Source organism: Stenotrophomonas sp. TD3 (assembly GCF_001939825.1).
In the GTDB taxonomy this organism is placed as follows: Bacteria; Pseudomonadota; Gammaproteobacteria; order Xanthomonadales; family Xanthomonadaceae; genus Stenotrophomonas.
Window position 1 is genome coordinate 703,954 of the sequence record NZ_MOYM01000001.1, and the last position, 15,917, is coordinate 719,870.

Annotated in this window: 19 protein-coding genes; 16 read left to right on the plus strand and 3 right to left on the minus strand. The window is 67.0% G+C overall.

Annotated features, from left to right (window positions below):
- Positions 1 to 11: 11 nt before the first annotated feature.
- The 3 genes from arsB to BKE09_RS03360 are packed head-to-tail and all read right to left on the minus strand — an operon-like array spanning position 12 to position 1,916.
- Positions 12 to 1,088, minus strand: a complete 1,077-nt coding sequence (arsB, locus tag BKE09_RS03350; protein ID WP_013391796.1) for an ACR3 family arsenite efflux transporter — start codon at positions 1,086 to 1,088, stop codon at positions 12 to 14.
- 10 nt (positions 1,089 to 1,098) lie between these two features.
- Complete coding sequence (locus BKE09_RS03355; protein ID WP_013391797.1) at positions 1,099 to 1,593, minus strand: arsenate reductase ArsC; 495 nt, start codon at positions 1,591 to 1,593, stop codon at positions 1,099 to 1,101.
- Positions 1,594 to 1,595: 2 nt separating this feature from the next.
- Positions 1,596 to 1,916 (minus strand): metalloregulator ArsR/SmtB family transcription factor, encoded by a 321-nt coding sequence (locus BKE09_RS03360; protein WP_016445103.1) that lies wholly within the window; start codon positions 1,914 to 1,916, stop codon positions 1,596 to 1,598.
- A gap of 168 nt (positions 1,917 to 2,084) precedes the next feature.
- Here BKE09_RS03360 and BKE09_RS03365 point away from each other — a divergent pair, with 168 nt between their 5' ends.
- The 16 genes from BKE09_RS03365 to BKE09_RS03440 all read left to right on the plus strand — a co-directional run bounded on the left by BKE09_RS03365 (position 2,085) and on the right by BKE09_RS03440 (position 15,907).
- The gene (locus tag BKE09_RS03365; RefSeq protein ID WP_013391799.1) at positions 2,085 to 2,651 is read left to right on the plus strand and encodes a PilL N-terminal domain-containing protein; all 567 of its coding nucleotides are present in this window, start codon (positions 2,085 to 2,087) and stop codon (positions 2,649 to 2,651) included.
- Positions 2,648 to 3,292, plus strand: a complete 645-nt coding sequence (locus BKE09_RS03370; protein WP_013391800.1) for a hypothetical protein — start codon at positions 2,648 to 2,650, stop codon at positions 3,290 to 3,292. Before BKE09_RS03365 ends, BKE09_RS03370 begins: the two co-directional genes overlap by 4 nt.
- 14 nt (positions 3,293 to 3,306) lie before the next feature.
- Complete coding sequence (locus BKE09_RS03375) at positions 3,307 to 4,032, plus strand: TIGR03759 family integrating conjugative element protein (RefSeq protein WP_013391801.1); 726 nt, start codon at positions 3,307 to 3,309, stop codon at positions 4,030 to 4,032.
- Positions 4,014 to 4,604, plus strand: a complete 591-nt coding sequence (locus BKE09_RS03380; protein WP_013391802.1) for a transglycosylase SLT domain-containing protein — start codon at positions 4,014 to 4,016, stop codon at positions 4,602 to 4,604. The genes BKE09_RS03375 and BKE09_RS03380 overlap by 19 nt, the downstream gene beginning before the upstream one ends.
- Positions 4,601 to 5,140, plus strand: a complete 540-nt coding sequence (locus tag BKE09_RS03385; protein ID WP_013391803.1) for an integrating conjugative element protein — start codon at positions 4,601 to 4,603, stop codon at positions 5,138 to 5,140. Before BKE09_RS03380 ends, BKE09_RS03385 begins: the two co-directional genes overlap by 4 nt.
- Positions 5,141 to 5,144: 4 nt before the next feature.
- Positions 5,145 to 7,334, plus strand: coding sequence for a type IV conjugative transfer system coupling protein TraD (gene traD / locus BKE09_RS03390; RefSeq protein WP_075674838.1), 2,190 nt, complete (start codon positions 5,145 to 5,147; stop codon positions 7,332 to 7,334).
- Positions 7,331 to 8,080 (plus strand): TIGR03747 family integrating conjugative element membrane protein, encoded by a 750-nt coding sequence (locus BKE09_RS03395; protein ID WP_013391805.1) that lies wholly within the window; start codon positions 7,331 to 7,333, stop codon positions 8,078 to 8,080. Before traD ends, BKE09_RS03395 begins: the two co-directional genes overlap by 4 nt.
- A gap of 98 nt (positions 8,081 to 8,178) precedes the next feature.
- The gene (locus BKE09_RS03400; protein WP_013391806.1) at positions 8,179 to 8,562 is read left to right on the plus strand and encodes an RAQPRD family integrative conjugative element protein; all 384 of its coding nucleotides are present in this window, start codon (positions 8,179 to 8,181) and stop codon (positions 8,560 to 8,562) included.
- Positions 8,559 to 8,792 (plus strand): TIGR03758 family integrating conjugative element protein, encoded by a 234-nt coding sequence (locus tag BKE09_RS03405; RefSeq protein ID WP_003050225.1) that lies wholly within the window; start codon positions 8,559 to 8,561, stop codon positions 8,790 to 8,792. The genes BKE09_RS03400 and BKE09_RS03405 overlap by 4 nt, the downstream gene beginning before the upstream one ends.
- 16 nt (positions 8,793 to 8,808) lie before the next feature.
- Positions 8,809 to 9,168 carry a TIGR03745 family integrating conjugative element membrane protein gene (locus tag BKE09_RS03410; RefSeq protein WP_003090173.1) on the plus strand — a complete coding sequence of 120 codons (360 nt, stop codon included), beginning with the start codon at positions 8,809 to 8,811 and terminating at the stop codon, positions 9,166 to 9,168.
- Between the two features lie 11 nt (positions 9,169 to 9,179).
- A complete protein-coding gene (locus BKE09_RS03415) occupies positions 9,180 to 9,578 on the plus strand; it encodes a TIGR03750 family conjugal transfer protein (RefSeq protein WP_003050133.1) in 399 nt (132 codons plus the stop codon).
- Positions 9,575 to 10,267, plus strand: a complete 693-nt coding sequence (locus BKE09_RS03420; RefSeq protein WP_003116810.1) for a PFL_4703 family integrating conjugative element protein — start codon at positions 9,575 to 9,577, stop codon at positions 10,265 to 10,267. Before BKE09_RS03415 ends, BKE09_RS03420 begins: the two co-directional genes overlap by 4 nt.
- On the plus strand, positions 10,264 to 11,175 hold the full coding sequence (locus BKE09_RS03425; protein ID WP_003116809.1) for a TIGR03749 family integrating conjugative element protein: 912 nt from the start codon (positions 10,264 to 10,266) through the stop codon (positions 11,173 to 11,175). The genes BKE09_RS03420 and BKE09_RS03425 overlap by 4 nt, the downstream gene beginning before the upstream one ends.
- The gene (locus BKE09_RS03430; protein WP_003116808.1) at positions 11,165 to 12,583 is read left to right on the plus strand and encodes a TIGR03752 family integrating conjugative element protein; all 1,419 of its coding nucleotides are present in this window, start codon (positions 11,165 to 11,167) and stop codon (positions 12,581 to 12,583) included. The genes BKE09_RS03425 and BKE09_RS03430 overlap by 11 nt, the downstream gene beginning before the upstream one ends.
- Positions 12,564 to 13,013, plus strand: coding sequence for a TIGR03751 family conjugal transfer lipoprotein (locus BKE09_RS03435; protein ID WP_003116807.1), 450 nt, complete (start codon positions 12,564 to 12,566; stop codon positions 13,011 to 13,013). The genes BKE09_RS03430 and BKE09_RS03435 overlap by 20 nt, the downstream gene beginning before the upstream one ends.
- Complete coding sequence (locus BKE09_RS03440; RefSeq protein ID WP_013391807.1) at positions 13,013 to 15,907, plus strand: conjugative transfer ATPase; 2,895 nt, start codon at positions 13,013 to 13,015, stop codon at positions 15,905 to 15,907. The genes BKE09_RS03435 and BKE09_RS03440 overlap by 1 nt, the downstream gene beginning before the upstream one ends.
- The last annotated feature ends 10 nt before the right edge of the window (positions 15,908 to 15,917 follow it).

Below are 15,917 nucleotides of genomic sequence, written 5' to 3' on the forward strand. Positions count from 1 at the left end.
CCTCTTGGAGGTTACGAAGTGGTCGCGCGGCGTTCGTACCAGCCGCGTGAGCGATTGACCACGCGCACCACCAGCAGCATGACCGGCACCTCGATGAGCACGCCGACCACTGTTGCGAGTGCTGCGCCGGAATGGAAGCCGAACAGGCTGATGGCGGCGGCCACGGCCAGCTCGAAGAAGTTGCTGGCACCAATCAACGCGGATGGCCCAGCGACGCAGTGCTTTTCGCCCACCTGGCGGTTGAGCCAGTACGCCAGACCGGAATTGAAGAACACCTGGATCAGGATCGGCACCGCCAGCATGGCGATCACCAGCGGCTGCCGGATGATGGCCTCGCCCTGGAAGGCGAACAGCAGCACCAGCGTCAGCAACAGCGCGGCGATGGACAATGGGCCGATGCGTTCCAGTGCCCTGTCGAACACGGCCTGCCCCTTGCGCAGCAGCGCCCGGCGCCAGAGCTGGGCCAGGATGACCGGAATGACGATGTACAAACCCACCGACACCAGCAAGGTGTCCCACGGCACCGTGATCGACGACAGGCCCAGCAGCAGGCCGACGATGGGTGCGAAGGCGAACACCATGATGGTGTCGTTCAAGGCCACTTGCGACAGCGTAAATACCGGATCACCGCCAGTCAGCCGACTCCAAACGAAAACCATTGCGGTACACGGTGCAGCAGCCAGCAGGATCAGGCCGGCGATATAGCTGTCGAGCTGATCGGCGGGCAGCCAGTCGGCAAAGACGTGGCGGATGAAGATCCACGCCAGCAACGCCATTGAGAACGGCTTGACGGCCCAATTGATGAACAGCGTGACCCCCATGCCCCGCCAATGCTGGCGCACCTGGCCAAGCGCGGCGAAGTCCACCTTCAGCAGCATGGGGATGATCATTACCCAGATCAGCAGGCCGACCGGCAGGTTGACCTTGGCAATCTCCATGCGGCCGATGGCCTGGAATGCGGCGGGCGCGAACTGGCCCAGAGCGATCCCCGCGATGATGCACACCGCCACCCATAGCGTCAGGTAACGCTCAAAGCCGCTCATGGCGGAGTTTGCTGGCGCGGGGCCGGCAGTATCGGTTGCGCTCATCGGGCGGGCCTCACTGGCGGCCGATGTCGCGCAGTTCACGCTGCAACGACATGGCATCGAGACTCTTGATCGGAAGCGACAGGAACAACTCGATACGTCGGCGCAGCGTCATGGCGGTATCGAAGAACGCCTTGCTTTGTCGTTCCAGGGTGCCTTCCACGGCTGCCGGGTCAGGCACGCCCCAATGCGCCGACACCGGCTTGCCCGGCCACAGCGGACACGCCTCGCCGGCTGCGTTGTCGCAGACGGTGAAGATGAAATCGAACACCGGCGCATCGGGCTTCACGAACTCGTCCCAGCTCTTGCTGCGGTAGCCCGTTGTCGGAAGGTGCAGCCGCTCCAGCGTGGCGAGTGCCAGCGGGTGAACTTCGCCTTTCGGATGGCTACCTGCCGACCAGGCGTGAAACCGCCCTTGGCCCATGTCGTTGAGGATGCCTTCGGCGAGGATGGAGCGGGCCGAATTGCCCGTACAGATGAACAAGGCGTTGTAAGTGGTATCGGTCATGGTCAGCAGCAGGTCTTGGATGGAGAAACCTCGCATACGCCACCTTGGCAGCAATGCTCGGTCAGGTAACCGATCAGACCGTCCATGCGGCCGTACTCGGCGCGATAAATCAGGTTGCGGCCCTGCTGCTCGATGCTGACGAGGCCAGCATGGGCCAGTTCCTTCAAGTGGAAGGACAAGGTGTTGCGGGCCACGTCGAGCTGGTCAGCTAGCGTGCTCGGCGTCAGTCCGCCCGGGCCAGCAACGACCAAGGCGCGGAACACGCGCAGGCGCTGGGTGTGAGCCAGGGCGTTTAAGGCGGAAATGGCTTGATCCTCTTTCATGATTCGATAATACAACATTTATAGAATTAATGTGCAAACCACAGTTGGATTTGCGGGTTGCGCTATGTGTTGGACTGCAAAAGCGGGCACCCCCCAGTTCGCATTTCTGACTGACCGCGCAGCCGCGCGCAGCCAAGGTATCGGCATCGCAACAGAAGAGCCGATGCCATGCCTGCAATCCATGTATCCCGGTGTCTGGTCGGTACCAGCCTCCTGGCCGCAGCCTTGGCCAGCGGCTGCGCGACCACGCCACCGCCGCTGGCCGCCAGCACCGTCGAGGACGTCCCACCCGCGCCCGAGGCTGCACCGCCCGAGTTCATTCCCGTCGTGCGCTATGGCCGCTACACCCTGGTGGAGCTGGCGCCGATGGCGGCGCAGCGCGATCTGCTGGTGCAGACCATCGACGTGTCCATGCCCGAGGAGGTCCGCGCCACGGTCGGCGACGGGCTGCGGCATGTGCTCAAACGCAGCGGCTACCAGCTTTGCGAGACCCCGCATGCGGTGATCGAGCTGTACGCGCTGCCGCTGCCGGCGGCGCACTTGCATCTCGGCCCCATGACCTTGCGCGATGCACTGCTCACCCTGGCCGGTCCGGCTTGGGAACTGCACGCCGATGACCGGACGCGGCAGGTCTGCTTCGAGCGGCCTGGTCGCGACACCGGTGCCGAGCCGGTGTCCGAGCCGCCTGCTGCCGAGGCCGTGCAGACGTTCCCCTTTGCGGGAGGCCAGCCATGAACGCGGCACAGCCGCTCCGGCGCCCGACCGCCGCCGTGGTGTTGCAAAGCCTGCTCTGGCTTTGGCTGCTGGGTCTCAGTGTCTTCGCGATCCTGGGCCACCAGACGATGACCGATCAGGCCGACCAGCAGCAGCTCGATGTCCGGTTGCAGCGCCTCGAAGCCCAGGTGACCGGGCTGGCCGAGACCACGCGGGCCTTGCAGCAGCAGCCCGCAGCCGCCACCGCCGCAGGCCTGCAAGACGCTCGGCAGGCAATGGAGGCGCGCATCGTTCAAGCCGAACAGGCGCTGGGTGGCTATGCCACCGCCGAGGACGTTCAGGCGCTGCGTACCGAAGTCGAGCAGATCAAGGTGCGCCAAGCGACTGCGCGTGCAGCGGCGCCTACCCAGCGGCGCACCCCGAGCCAACCGGCCACCGCCAAGTCCGAACCGCCGCCGCTGCCATTTCGTGTCGTCGGCGCTGAGCTGCGCGCGGGTCAGCGCAGCGTGTCCGTCGCCCCGAGTGCCGGAGATTTCACGCCCGATCAGCTCCAGGTGCTGCTGCCGGGTGATGCGCTGGGTCCGTGGCGCCTGCAGGCGATCGAGGGCAATGCCGCGGTGTTCCAGGCCGGCGACCAGACCCGTCGCGTGGCGATTCCTTGACCGGAGCCCACCACATGAAGCCGTCGATCATCCTGTACGCGTTCCTGCTGGGCTCCATGCAGTTGCCCGCCTGGGCGCAGCAGCCCGCCACGACCCCCGCCCGCAATGCGCAGAGCCAGGAGCGCCCGCTGGCCGCCCGCATCCTGGACGACCGGGTGGCAGGCGAATGGGGCCTGCAACCGCAGGAATGGGCGCGCTATCGCGACTTGATGGATGGGCCGCTGGGCATCTACTCGCCAAATCTGGACCCGCTGTCCGCCCTGGGCATCGAGGCGCGCACCGACGAAGAACGGCGGCGCTACGCAGAGCTGCAGGTGCAAGTCGAAGCGCGCCGCGTGGAGAAGCTGCTCGCGTACCAGCGCGCCTACGACGAGGCCTGGCAGCGCCTGAACCCCGGCATGCAGCGGGTGAACCTGTCTGACGAGAGGCCAGGCGCCGCCGCTGCGCGGGGCAGCGGTCGCACGGCAGTGTTCATCAAGGACGGCTGCGCGGCTTGCGGGCAACTCGTCCAACGCCTGCAATCCTCGGGTGCCGAGTTCGACCTTTACATGGTCGGCAGCCGCCAGGACGATGCGCGCATCCGCGACTGGGCCAAGCGCGCCCAGATCGACCCGGCCCGGGTGCGCAGCGGCGGCATCACGCTCAACCACGACGGCGGCCGCTGGCTGTCGCTGAGCCTGCCCGGCGATTTGCCTGCGGTTGTGCGCGAAGTGAACGGCCAATGGCAACGCCAGCCGTAACGGCGCTGCTGCGCGCACTGGCGCTCACTGCGGGCCTGTTCGCCTGCGCCGCCCATGCCCAGGAGGTTCCGCCACCGGCCTACCAGCTTGCCGCACAGCGCGCGGGCATTCCCTCGACGGTGCTCTACGCCGTGGCCTTGCAGGAGAGCGGCATGCGACGCAATGGACGCATCGTCCCATGGCCGTGGACCCTGAATGTCGCCGGCCAGTCGCGGCGCTTCGCCACCCGTGCCGATGCCTGCGCCGGTTTGCAGCAGGCGATGCGATCTACGCCACCCACGCGCATCGACGCGGGCCTGGGCCAGATCAACCTGGGCTACCACCCGCACCGCTACACCCATGCCTGCGACTTGTTGGACCCGTACCGCAATCTCGCCAGCGCCGCCGAGATCCTCAAGGAGCAGTACACCCCCGGTGAAGACTGGCTGCTGGCCATGGGCCGCTACCACCGGCCCGCGGGCGGTGAGCCTGCCGCCCGCTATCGACGCAGCGTATCCCGACACCTCGCCCGCGTGCAGGGCACGCACTCAATCGCCACGGCGCGAGCCGTGCGTCAGGAGTCGACCCCATGACGAAACCGCTCTGGACCCTGCGGGGCCTGCTCGCGCTGCTGGCGGCGCTGCCGTTGGTCGCGCATGCCGCCGAACCGCTGATCGTGGTCGAGGACCGCGGCGGCGCGTCGGCGCTGCCGTACTACGAAGCGCTTAACCTGCAGCCACGCGCCAACAGCGCGTTGCGGCCTCCCATTCCGACGCCGCAGATTCCCGCCACCCCCGCTGACGAGGCAGCGATGCTGCCGGTACGCAGCGCGAAGCTGATGCCCGGCTTCGTCGCGCGGCGCGTGATCGAGGCACCGGGCCTGCGGCCTTTCGTGGTCATCGGCGACGATGAGACCTCGCAAGCCTGGCTGCGCCGTCACGCGGCGTCGCTGCACGACCGCGGCGCGGTCGGCCTGGTGGTCAATGTCGAGACCGCGCAGGCTTTGGCGCGGTTGCGCGCACTGGCGCCTGGCGTGCCGATGGCCCCCGTGGCCGGCGATGATCTGGCCGAACGCCTGGGCCTGCGGCACTACCCGGCGCTGATCACGGCGACCGGCATCGAGCAATGAGGCCATGTCGGGGAAACAGCCCGTCGAAGTCCTGTTGCGCCCAGCGGTGGAGCTATACACCGTCGCGGCATGTGCGGGCGCCGCGTTTCTGTCCCTGGTGGCCCCGTGGTCGCTCGCGCTGAGCCCAGCCATGGGCATCGGTGCCGCACTGGCGTTCGGCGCCTATGGCGCGATCCGCTACCGCGATGCGCGGGTGATCCTGCGCTACCGCCGCAACATCCGGCGCCTGCCGCGCTACGTGATGACGAGCAGGGACGTGCCGGTCAGCCAGCAGCGCCTGTTCGTGGGGCGCGGTTTCCTGTGGGAACAGAAGCACACCCACAGGCTGATGCAGACGTACCGGCCGGAATTTCGCCGCTACGTCGAGCCAACACCGGCATACCGGCTGGCGCGACGCCTGGAGGAGCGGCTGGAGTTCGCACCGTTTCCACTGTCTCGCCTCGTACGGCTCACGGGCTGGGATGTGTCATTCAACCCCGTGCGGCCACTGCCACCGGTAGGCGGCCTGCCGCGATTGCACGGCATCGAACCCGACGAGGTCGACGTCAGCCTGCCACTGGGTGAGCGCGTCGGCCATTCGCTGGTGCTGGGCACCACGCGCGTGGGGAAGACGCGGCTGGCCGAGTTGTTCGTCACCCAGGACATCCGTCGCACGAATGCAGACGGTGAGCATGAGGTCGTGATCGTCATCGACCCCAAGGGCGACGCGGATCTCTTGAAACGCATGTACGTCGAAGCCAAGCGAGCGGGTCGCGAGGGCGAGTTCTACGTCTTTCACCTCGGCTGGCCCGAGTTCTCTGCACGCTACAACGCGGTGGGGCGCTTCGGACGCATCAGTGAAGTCGCCACGCGCATTGCCGGGCAACTCTCCGGCGAGGGCAACAGTGCAGCGTTCCGCGAGTTCGCATGGCGCTTCGTCAACATCATTGCGCGCGCATTGGTGGAACTGGGGCAGCGCCCGGACTACATGCTGATCCAGCGGCACGTAATCAACATCGACGCGCTGTTCATGGAGTACGCCCAACACTACTTCGCCAAGACCGAGCCCAAGACCTGGGAGGTGATCGTCCAGATCGAGGCCAAGCTCAACGAGAAGAACATCCCAAGGAACATGATCGGGCGCGAGAAGCGTGTGGTGGCGCTGGAGCAATACCTCTCCCAGGCGCGCAACTACGACCCTGTGCTCGATGGCCTGCGCTCGGCGGTGCGCTACGACAAGACCTACTTCGACAAGATCGTTGCATCGCTGCTGCCGCTGCTGGAAAAGCTCACCAGCGGCAAGATCGCCCAACTCCTGGCGCCGAATTACTCCGACCTGTCTGACGCGCGCCCGATCTTCGACTGGATGCAAGTCATCAGGAAGCGCGCCGTGGTCTATGTCGGCCTGGATGCGCTGTCGGATGCTGAAGTCGCCGCGGCGGTCGGCAACTCCATGTTCTCCGACCTGGTGTCGGTAGCCGGGCACATCTACAAGCACGGGATCGACGACGGCCTGCCGGGTGCCTCGGCTGGCACGCGCATTCCCATCAACGTCCATGCCGACGAGTTCAACGAACTGATGGGCGACGAGTTCATCCCCCTTATCAACAAGGGCGGCGGTGCCGGGCTGCAGGTGACCGCGTATACGCAGACGCTCTCGGACATCGAGGCCCGCATCGGCAACCGCGCGAAGGCCGGCCAGGTGATCGGCAACTTCAACAACCTGTTCATGCTGCGGGTTCGGGAAACCGCCACCGCGGAATTGTTGACCCGTCAATTGCCCAAGGTGGAGGTCTATACCACCACCATCGTCTCCGGCGCGACCGATGCCTCGGACATCCGCGGGACGACGGACTTCACCAGCAACACGCAAGACCGCATCAGCATGTCGAGCGTGCCGATGATCGAGCCATCCCACGTCGTCGGCCTGCCCAAAGGCCAATGCTTCGCGCTGCTGCAGGGTGGTCAGCTCTGGAAGGTCCGGATGCCACTGCCAGCGCCTGACCCCGATGAAGTGATGCCGGCGGACTTGCAGCAACTGGCTGGGTACATGCGTCAGAGCTACAGCGAGGCCACGCAATGGTGGGAGTTCACCAGTTCCCCAGCCTTGCAGGAGGCTGCCTTGCCCGACGACCTGCTGGATGACGCCGCTCCGGCCGAGCCTGACGCGGTGGCCACCGGCGCCGACGACAGCACCGGCGAGGCCGCACCATGAAGGATGCCGCCTCGACCGCGCAGCGGGAGCAGAACCAGCGCCAGGGGCTGATCGTCGGCACCATCACCTTGCCGTTCAGGCTGCTCGGGGTGCTGATCGGTTCGCTGCTGTTCTCGATCGTGGTGGAGTGCGTCGGCATGCACCTGTTCTGGAAGGACCAGGGCTGGCGCCACTCCCAGCAGATGCTGCAGTACGAACTCGGGCACCTGTCGAACCACTTCACGCGCAGCGTGGTGGTGCAGGAGCCCGGGCGCACGGCGCACGAGCTGGTGGATACCGGGTACGGGTGGGTGTTCGTGCGCTCGGGGTTGCTGGAGCGCATGAGCCAGACCGCCGAGCGCGCCCGTGCGCCCAGCCGCGAGCCGACGCGCAACTTCCGCTATTACATCAGCCAGGCCTATGTCTGGGCCGAGAGCTACCTGATCGCCGCGGCCTTCACGACGCTCACGTTCCTCGTGCGCCTGCTGGTCCTGGTGCTCACGCTGCCGCTGATCCTCACTGCGGCATTCGTCGGCCTGATCGACGGCCTGGTGCGGCGGGACGTGCGGCGGTTCGGCGCGGGCCGGGAATCCGGCTTCATCTACCACCGCGCGAAAGCGAGCCTGATGCCGCTGGCCGTGCTGCCCTGGATCACCTACCTCGCGCTGCCGATCTCGGTGCATCCGCTGCTGATCCTGCTGCCCAGCGCAGCCTTGCTGGGACTGGCCGTGAGCCTGACCGCGGGCAGCTTCAAAAAGTACCTCTAGGCCATCAATCCGGTCGCTTCCGGGTTCCTATTGTTTGCGGCCTGAAACAGCCCTGATCTCCACGATCAACCCATTGCTGATCACACAGGAATGGCGCGATGTTGGCTTCGATCTGGCTGCGCGCCGCGCATCGCGGCGTGCCCACTTTTCTCGTGACGGCCCTCGTGCTGGGCCGGTCCCCGATGGCCTTGGCCGAGTCCCCGGCGCAGCGCCAGGAGTTGGTCGCCGCGCTGCGCCAGCTCGACGCGCTGGAACGCACCGTCGCGGACAGCGCCGCGCATACCCCCATCACACCGGGCGAGCGCTACCACTTCGATTACCCGCGGCTCCAGGCTGACTTGGCGCGCGTGCGCGCCGGCATCCAATTTCACCTGACGCCATCGCGCGCTCAACCGCGCGCCCCCTCCGAACTGGCCGGCGAATACCGCACCGAACGGGCGACCGAGCCGCTGCCGGCGACGACTGCGGAGGGCAAGCAATGAACGGCGCCCAGGTCTCGGCATTTCAAGCCAACAGCGGTATCGCGCCTTCCGCGATGGCGACCGTTCTGGTCGGCGTCGTGTTCGCGGTCCTGCTCGTGTGGGGCGTCTGGGCCATCCGAACGGCCTACGTGGGGTGGTCCGAGAGCCGCCTCAACCAGCGCCAGTTCCTCGGCGTCTGCATCCGCTTCGTCGCGATGTACCTCGTCCTGAGTTTCTTCCTTCTGTCCTGACCTGAAAGGCCCGACCATGCACAACCGCAACCTCACTTCCCGTTTTGCCCAGCGCGCCGCCGTGGCCCTGGGCGCCGCCGCGCTGCCGGCGCTGTCGTTCGCGCAAGGTCTGCCGCAATTGGAGAACCCCACGCGCGGCACCGGCAACGGCATCATGGAGACGATCCGCAACTACGGCTACGACATCATCATGCTCGTGGCCCTGCTGGTGGTGGCGTCGATGTTCATCGGCGTCTGCTACCACGCCTACGGGACCTACGCGGAGATCCACACCGGCCGCAAGACGTGGGGCCAGTTCGGCCTCACGGTCGCTATCGGCGCCGTGCTGCTTGTGATCGGCATCTGGCTGCTCACCGAAGCCACCGGCATCCTGTAAGCGAGGCCGGTATGTCCGAGCAGCAGCACGTCCGTGCGGACGGAACGGTCACCTTCCTTCCGCACCGGCTCAACCGCCATCCCGTTGTGGTGCGCGGCCTCACCGCTGACGAACTCTGGATTTGCTGCGGCCTGTCCGGTGCCGCCGGCCTGCTGGTCGGCGCGCCGCTGTCCTGGGTGTTCCGCACGATCGCGCTGGCGCCGACCTTCGTCGTCCTGGGCGTGGCGCTCGGCGTCTTCATCGGCGGCGGCATCCTGCGCCGCCTCAAGCGTGGGCGTCCCGACACCTGGCTGTATCGGCAACTGCAATGGCGCATCGCCACGCGCCATCCGCTGATGGCCGGCTGGGTGGGTGGCCATGTGCTGATCTCGCGCTCGGGCTTCTGGTCCACCCGCAGGAGCATGCGATGAGCCGCTTCAAAAACGAGATCACCCACCTGCAGGCGCACATCAAGACCTTGCGGCTGGCCGCGGGCGCGCTGGTCGTCGTCGCCCTGGTCATGGGCGGCGGCTGGTGGAGCGCGCCGCGCGACCTGACCATCCACGTCCCGCCCGACCTGCGCTCTGGCAGTACCCGCAAGTGGTGGGAAGTGCCGCCCGAATCGGTCTATGCGTTCACGTTCTACGTGTTCCAGACGCTGAACCGCTGGCCAACCAATGGCGAGGAAGACTACTCGCGCAACCTCCACACGCTCTCGCCGTACCTCACCCCGTCCTGCCAGGCCTTCCTGCGGGCGGACTATGACTACCGCCGCTCCACGGGCGAGCTGCGTCAGCGCGTGCGCGGCATCTACGAGATTCCCGGCCGCGGCTATGGCGACGACCCCACGGCGCGCGTGCGCACCGTGTCCGATCGCGACTGGGTGGTGACGCTGGACATCACGGCGGACGAGTACTACGGCGCCGAGCAGGTCAAGCGCGCCCTGGTGCGCTATCCGATCAAGGTCACGCGGGTGGACGTCGATCCCGCCCGTAACCCGTTCGGCCTGGCGCTGGACTGCTACGACGGCGCGCCCCAGCGCATCAGTGCACCGGAGCCGACGCGCCCGGCGCCGAGTGGCCTGTCTCCGCAAGCGCCTCAAGGAGGAAACACCCCATGAAGCACCCTGTACTCGCGCTGCTGGGGCTACTGGCCGTGGCCGCGGCACCCGTCGCCCATGCAGTGGAAATCCTGCGCTGGGAACGCATGCCACTGGCAGTGCCGCTGAAGGTCGGTCAGGAACGCATCGTGTTCATCGACCGCAACGTGCGCGTGGGCGTGCCCGCGGGCGTGGGCGAACGCCTGCGCGTGCAGAGTGCGGGGGGCGCGGTGTACCTGCGCGCCAGCGAGCCGATCGAGCCCACGCGGTTGCAACTGCAGGACGCCGACACGGGCGCGCTGATCCTGCTGGACATCGCAGCCGAACCACCCAAGGACGGGGAAGCCGAGCTGGAGCCGGTGCGCATCGTCGAGGGTGACAGCGCACCGGGACGCTATGGCGAGCAGGCCGACAGTGCCGAGGCCCCGGCACGCGCCCAGGGCCAAGCAGGTGCGCGGACCGCGCGGCGCGAAACTCCGGTCCCTGTCGTGCTGACGCGCTTCGCCGCGCAGAACCTCTACGCACCGCTGCGCACCGTCGAGCCGCTTCCGGGCGTCATGCGGGTCAACCTGCCCCGCGACCTCGACCTGGACACACTGATGCCAACGCTGCCCGTGCGCGCGGTCGCACTCGCGTCGTGGCGCCTGGAGGACCAGTGGGTCACTGCCGTGCGCCTAACCAACGGCAGCGGCGGCTGGATCACGCTCGACCCGCGCGTGCTGCAAGGCGATTTCCTCACCGCCACCTTCCAGCACGAGGCGCTGGGCCCGCGCGGCACGCCCGAGGACACGACCGTCCTGTACCTGGTCACGCGCGGCCGCGGTCTCGCGCAGTCGCTGCTGCCGGCGATTCACCGCTTCGACCCGGCCGTGCATCTGCCGCAGCCGGACGGCGACGAGAACACCAAGGAGGCCCGCCATGCGCAGTAACGGCCTGCTCAAGTGGCTGATGATCCCTGTTGCCATCCTGGTGCTGTTCGTCGGTATCCGGCTGTTCTCGGGTGGAGGCAGCACGGCGCCACCCGCGGCGGACAACGGCGCCCAGCTCACGCCCGATGAAATGAAGGCGCTGGGCATCGAAGGCGACACCCCGCGCGACACCGTGGCGACGCTCGTTGCCCAAGTGAAGCAGTTGCGCACCGAGCTTCAGACCGCGCTCTCGGACAACAAGTCGCAGCGTGAAGAGAACCAGCGACTGCGCCAGCGCGAGAACTCCATCGACCAGCGCATCAACTCGGCGCTCGAATCCGAGCGGTCCAACCTGCGCCGCGACCAAGAGCAGGCGGCCAGCGCGCGCCAGCAGACCGAAGGGCTGCTCGCCGACCTGCAGCGGCGTCTGGACAGCATCGGCGGGCGCGGCGGCGGCCATGCGGACCTGCCCGTGGGCCTGGGGCTGCAGGGCGGCGACGAGGCAGGCATGGAGGGCGGCGTGCGGTGGGTCGAGCCGGACGACGCAAAGCCCGCCGAGGGGCGCAACGGGGGGCGTGGCGCGAGCGGCGGCATGAGCTTCCCCACGAGCTTCGGCCCGGCGCAGAGCACGCTCGAAACCACTGCGGAAACCGTGGCCAACGCGGGCGCCCGCGCCGCCGGGGTCAAGAGTGCCAAGCCGGTCTACACCGTGCCGACCAACTCCACGCTCATGGGTTCGGTCGCCATGACAGCGCTGATCGGCCGCGTGCCGATCGACGGCACGGTCAACGATCCCTATCCGTTCAAAGTTCTGGTCGGGCCGGACAACCTGACCGCCAATGGCATCGACATTCCCGACGTGGCCGGCGCCGTGTTCAGCGGCACCGCTTCGGGCGACTGGACGCTCTCGTGCGTGCGCGGCCAGGTGCGCAGCATCACGTTCGTCTTCCACGACGGCACGATTCGCACGATCCCCGAAGACCGCGAGGGCAACCAGCAGAACAACCAACAGCGCGATGGCTTGGGCTGGATCAGCGATCCCCACGGCATTCCTTGCGTCAGCGGCGAGCGGCGCAGCAACGCCCAGCAATACCTCGGCTCGCAGGCCCTGATCACCGCGGCCGGCGCCGGTGTGGCCTCACTCATCGAGAGCGACAGCGGCCGCATGTCCTATGTCGGCTCGGACGGCTCCATCGGCACCGTGGGCATCACCGGCCAGGAAGCGGTCGGCCAGATTCTGGCGGGCGGCGTGCGGGACATGTCGGCCTGGGTCAACAAGTTGTACGGCCAGGCGTTCGCCGCCGTCTATGTCCAGCCCGGCGCCAAGGTTGCCGTCCACCTCGAAAAGCCGCTCGCCATCGACTTCGATCCCGAAGGCCGCAAGGTCGATCACCGCGCAGGAGAAAGCCATGCACTCGAACTTGACTAACCTGGCCCGTGGCCTGGCACTGGCCCTCGCCGTCGCGGTGCTTGGCGGCTGCGCCACCAGCAAGGAAAAGCTGCTGACCCACGGTGACCGCACGATGATGGACATCTGGCAGCAGGAGGCCGGCGACGGCGGTGGCGCAGCCGGACGGAACGCCGGCCGCCAGCTGCTCGATGCGCGCCAGAGCCTGCGTCGGCCCCTGACCGACGCCGACGTGCAGGTCGCACCCGTCGAGCAGATGCGCTACACGCGCACCGCGCGCAATGAGGTCCACCGCCAGTTCCAGCGTCTGCCCAATCCCGATCTCGTCATGTACGTGTATCCGCACCTGGCGGGCACGGACCCCGTGCCGGTGCCGGGCTACACGACGGTCTTCCCGCTCAACCAGCGCATCCAGTACGCCATGCCAGGCGAGCGCGTGGAGGCCTACTGATGCGGTGGAAACTTCCCTGGCCTAAGCCGGCCGCGCCGAAGCTGGCCGCATCCGGCGCTGGTGATGATGAGCAGCCGGACGGCTGGCAGCGCCACGTCGAGGCCTTGCGGCAGGTCGGCATCCCCGAACCCGGCTCGGCAGTCCGGGGCCGCAAGCCGGCGACGGAGGCCGACGAGCAGGCGCTGTACGACGTCGCACCGTCCTTCGTGGAACTGCTGCCCTGGGTGGAGTTCTTGCCCGAGTCGAAATCGATGCTCCTGGAGGACGGCCAATCGGTGGCCGCCTTCTTCGAGCTGGTGCCGCTGGGGACCGAGGGCCGGGAACCCGGCTGGCTCGCGCACGCCCGCGACGCCTTAGAAAACGCGCTCCAGGACAGCTTCGATGAACTGGACGAGAACCCCTGGGTGTTGCAGCTCTACGCCCAGGACGAACCGAGCTTCGACCAGTACATGCAGACGTTGCGCGACTACGTGCAGCCGCGCGCCCGTGGCACGGTGTTCACGGAGTTCTACCTGCGGTTCTTTGCCCACCATCTGCGCGCGGTGGCCAAGCCCGGTGGCTTGTTCCAGGACACGGTGGTCACACGCTTGCGCTGGCGCGGCCAGACGAGGCGTGTGCGCATGGTCGTCTATCGCCGCGTGACCGGACAAGGACAGGGCCAGGCAAACCGCCGGGGCCAGACACCCGAGCAGATGCTGAACATCGTCTGCGACCGCCTGTGCGGCGGGCTGGCGAACGCCGGCATCCAGGCTCGCCGCCTGGGTGCGGCAGACGTCCATGACTGGCTGCTGCGCTGGTTCAACCCGCGTCCGACGCTGCTCGGGCCTGGGGTCGAGGACCGGGAGCGCTTCTATGCGTTCGCGCGCTACCCCGCCGACACCGAGGCTGGCGAGATCGAACTGGCGAGCGGGCGGGATTTTAGCCAGCGGCTTTTCTTCAGCCAGCCACGCTCGGACGTGGAGCATGGCACCTGGCACTTCGACGGCATACCGCACCGTGTGTTGGTCACTGACCGGCTGCGCATGCCGCCCGGAACGGGACACCTGACTGGCGAAACCCGCAAGGGCGATGCGATCAACACGCTGTTCGATCAGATGCCCGAGGACACGACGATGTGTCTGACCATGGTGGCGACGCCCCAGGACATTCTCGAATCGCACCTGAACCACCTGGCGAAGAAGGCAGTCGGCGAAACACTGGCATCGGAGCAGACGCTCAAGGACGTGCAGGAGGCGCGCTCGCTCATCGGCAGCGCGCACAAACTCTACCGCGGCACGCTGGCCTTCTATCTGCGCGGACGCGACGAAGCCGAGCTTGACCGGCGCGGTCTGGACCTCGCCAACGTGATGCTCAACGCGGGGTTGCAGCCCGTTCGCGAGGACGATGAAGTCGCGCCGCTCAACAGCTATCTGCGCTGGCTACCGTGCTGCTACAACCCCGCGCAGGATCGGCGAAACTGGTTCACCCAACTGATGTTCGCCCAGCATGTGGCGAATCTCTCGCCGGCGTGGGGTCGCAGCCAGGGTACGGGCCATCCGGGCAACACGTTCTTCAACCGCGGTGGCGGGCCGATCACGTTTGATCCGCTGAACCGCTTAGACAGGCAGATGAATGCCCATCTATTCCTGTTCGGCCCCACCGGCTCGGGCAAGAGCGCCACGCTCAACAACCTGCTGAACCAGGTCACGGCCATCTACCGGCCGCGCCTCTTCATCGTGGAAGCCGGCAACAGCTTCGGGCTGTTCAGCGACTTCGCCAGGCGCCTGGGCCTGACGGTGAACCGGGTCAAGCTGGCCCCCGGATCGGGCATCAGCCTGGCACCGTTCGCGGATGCCCGCCGGCTGATCGAAACACCCAGCGACGTGCAGACGCTCGATGCCGATGCGTTGGACGAAGACCTGCCACCGGATGCCTCGGTCATGGAGGCAGACGAACAGCGTGACGTGTTGGGCGAGTTGGAGATCACGGCACGGCTGATGATCACCGGCGGCGAGGACAAGGAGGAAGCCCGGATGACGCGGGCCGACCGTTCGCTGATCCGCCAGTGCATCCTCGACGCCGCCGAACACTGCGTGGCTGAGAAGCGCACGGTGCTCACTCGCGACGTGCGCAACGCGCTGCGCGCCCGCGGTCAGGACTCGACGCTTCCCGAGATGCGGCGCATGCGGCTGCTGGAGATGGCGGACGCGATGGACATGTTCTGCCAAGGCACCGATGGCGAGATGTTCGACCGCGATGGCACGCCGTGGCCCGAGGCCGACATCACGCTGGTGGATCTGGCGACCTATGCCCGCGAGGGCTACAACGCGCAGCTCTCCATCGCCTACATCAGCCTGATCAGCACGGTGAACAACATCGCCGAGCGCGACCAGTACCTGGGTCGTCCGATCATCAATGTGACCGACGAAGGCCACATCATCACGAAGAACCCGTTGCTCGCGCCCTACGTCGTGAAAATTACCAAGATGTGGCGCAAATTGGGCGCCTGGTTCTGGCTGGCGACCCAGAACATCGACGACCTGCCGCGTGCCGCAGAGCCCATGCTCAACATGATTGAGTGGTGGATCTGCCTGTCGATGCCGCCCGATGAGGTCGAGAAGATTGCACGCTTCCGTGAACTCTCACCAGCGCAGAAAGCGCTGATGCTTTCTGCGCGCAAGGAGGGGGGGAAATTCACCGAGGGCGTGATCCTGTCGAAGTCGATGGAAGTGTTGTTCCGCGCGGTGCCGCCGAGCCTTTACCTCGCGCTTGCGCAGACCGAACCCGAGGAGAAGGCCGAGCGCTACCAGCTCATGCAGCAATACGGCTGCACCGAGCTGGAAGCCGCCTTCAAGGTGGCCGAGAAGATCGACCAGGCACGCGGCATCGAGTCGCCCGCCTTGGAACTGTCGTAAGCCGGAGAAC

Bases quoted from the DNA above. Each gene is read 5' to 3' on its own strand.
- arsB (WP_013391796.1), bottom strand. From the start codon at position 1,088: ATGAGCGCAACCGATACTGCCGGCCCCGCGCCAGCAAACTCCGCCATG.
- BKE09_RS03355 (WP_013391797.1), bottom strand. From the start codon at position 1,593: ATGACCGATACCACTTACAACGCCTTGTTCATCTGTACGGGCAATTCG.
- BKE09_RS03360 (WP_016445103.1), bottom strand. From the start codon at position 1,916: ATGAAAGAGGATCAAGCCATTTCCGCCTTAAACGCCCTGGCTCACACC.
- BKE09_RS03365 (WP_013391799.1), top strand. From the start codon at position 2,085: ATGCCTGCAATCCATGTATCCCGGTGTCTGGTCGGTACCAGCCTCCTG.
- BKE09_RS03370 (WP_013391800.1), top strand. From the start codon at position 2,648: ATGAACGCGGCACAGCCGCTCCGGCGCCCGACCGCCGCCGTGGTGTTG.
- BKE09_RS03375 (WP_013391801.1), top strand. From the start codon at position 3,307: ATGAAGCCGTCGATCATCCTGTACGCGTTCCTGCTGGGCTCCATGCAG.
- BKE09_RS03380 (WP_013391802.1), top strand. From the start codon at position 4,014: ATGGCAACGCCAGCCGTAACGGCGCTGCTGCGCGCACTGGCGCTCACT.
- BKE09_RS03385 (WP_013391803.1), top strand. From the start codon at position 4,601: ATGACGAAACCGCTCTGGACCCTGCGGGGCCTGCTCGCGCTGCTGGCG.
- traD (WP_075674838.1), top strand. From the start codon at position 5,145: ATGTCGGGGAAACAGCCCGTCGAAGTCCTGTTGCGCCCAGCGGTGGAG.
- BKE09_RS03395 (WP_013391805.1), top strand. From the start codon at position 7,331: ATGAAGGATGCCGCCTCGACCGCGCAGCGGGAGCAGAACCAGCGCCAG.
- BKE09_RS03400 (WP_013391806.1), top strand. From the start codon at position 8,179: ATGTTGGCTTCGATCTGGCTGCGCGCCGCGCATCGCGGCGTGCCCACT.
- BKE09_RS03405 (WP_003050225.1), top strand. From the start codon at position 8,559: ATGAACGGCGCCCAGGTCTCGGCATTTCAAGCCAACAGCGGTATCGCG.
- BKE09_RS03410 (WP_003090173.1), top strand. From the start codon at position 8,809: ATGCACAACCGCAACCTCACTTCCCGTTTTGCCCAGCGCGCCGCCGTG.
- BKE09_RS03415 (WP_003050133.1), top strand. From the start codon at position 9,180: ATGTCCGAGCAGCAGCACGTCCGTGCGGACGGAACGGTCACCTTCCTT.
- BKE09_RS03420 (WP_003116810.1), top strand. From the start codon at position 9,575: ATGAGCCGCTTCAAAAACGAGATCACCCACCTGCAGGCGCACATCAAG.
- BKE09_RS03425 (WP_003116809.1), top strand. From the start codon at position 10,264: ATGAAGCACCCTGTACTCGCGCTGCTGGGGCTACTGGCCGTGGCCGCG.
- BKE09_RS03430 (WP_003116808.1), top strand. From the start codon at position 11,165: ATGCGCAGTAACGGCCTGCTCAAGTGGCTGATGATCCCTGTTGCCATC.
- BKE09_RS03435 (WP_003116807.1), top strand. From the start codon at position 12,564: ATGCACTCGAACTTGACTAACCTGGCCCGTGGCCTGGCACTGGCCCTC.
- BKE09_RS03440 (WP_013391807.1), top strand. From the start codon at position 13,013: ATGCGGTGGAAACTTCCCTGGCCTAAGCCGGCCGCGCCGAAGCTGGCC.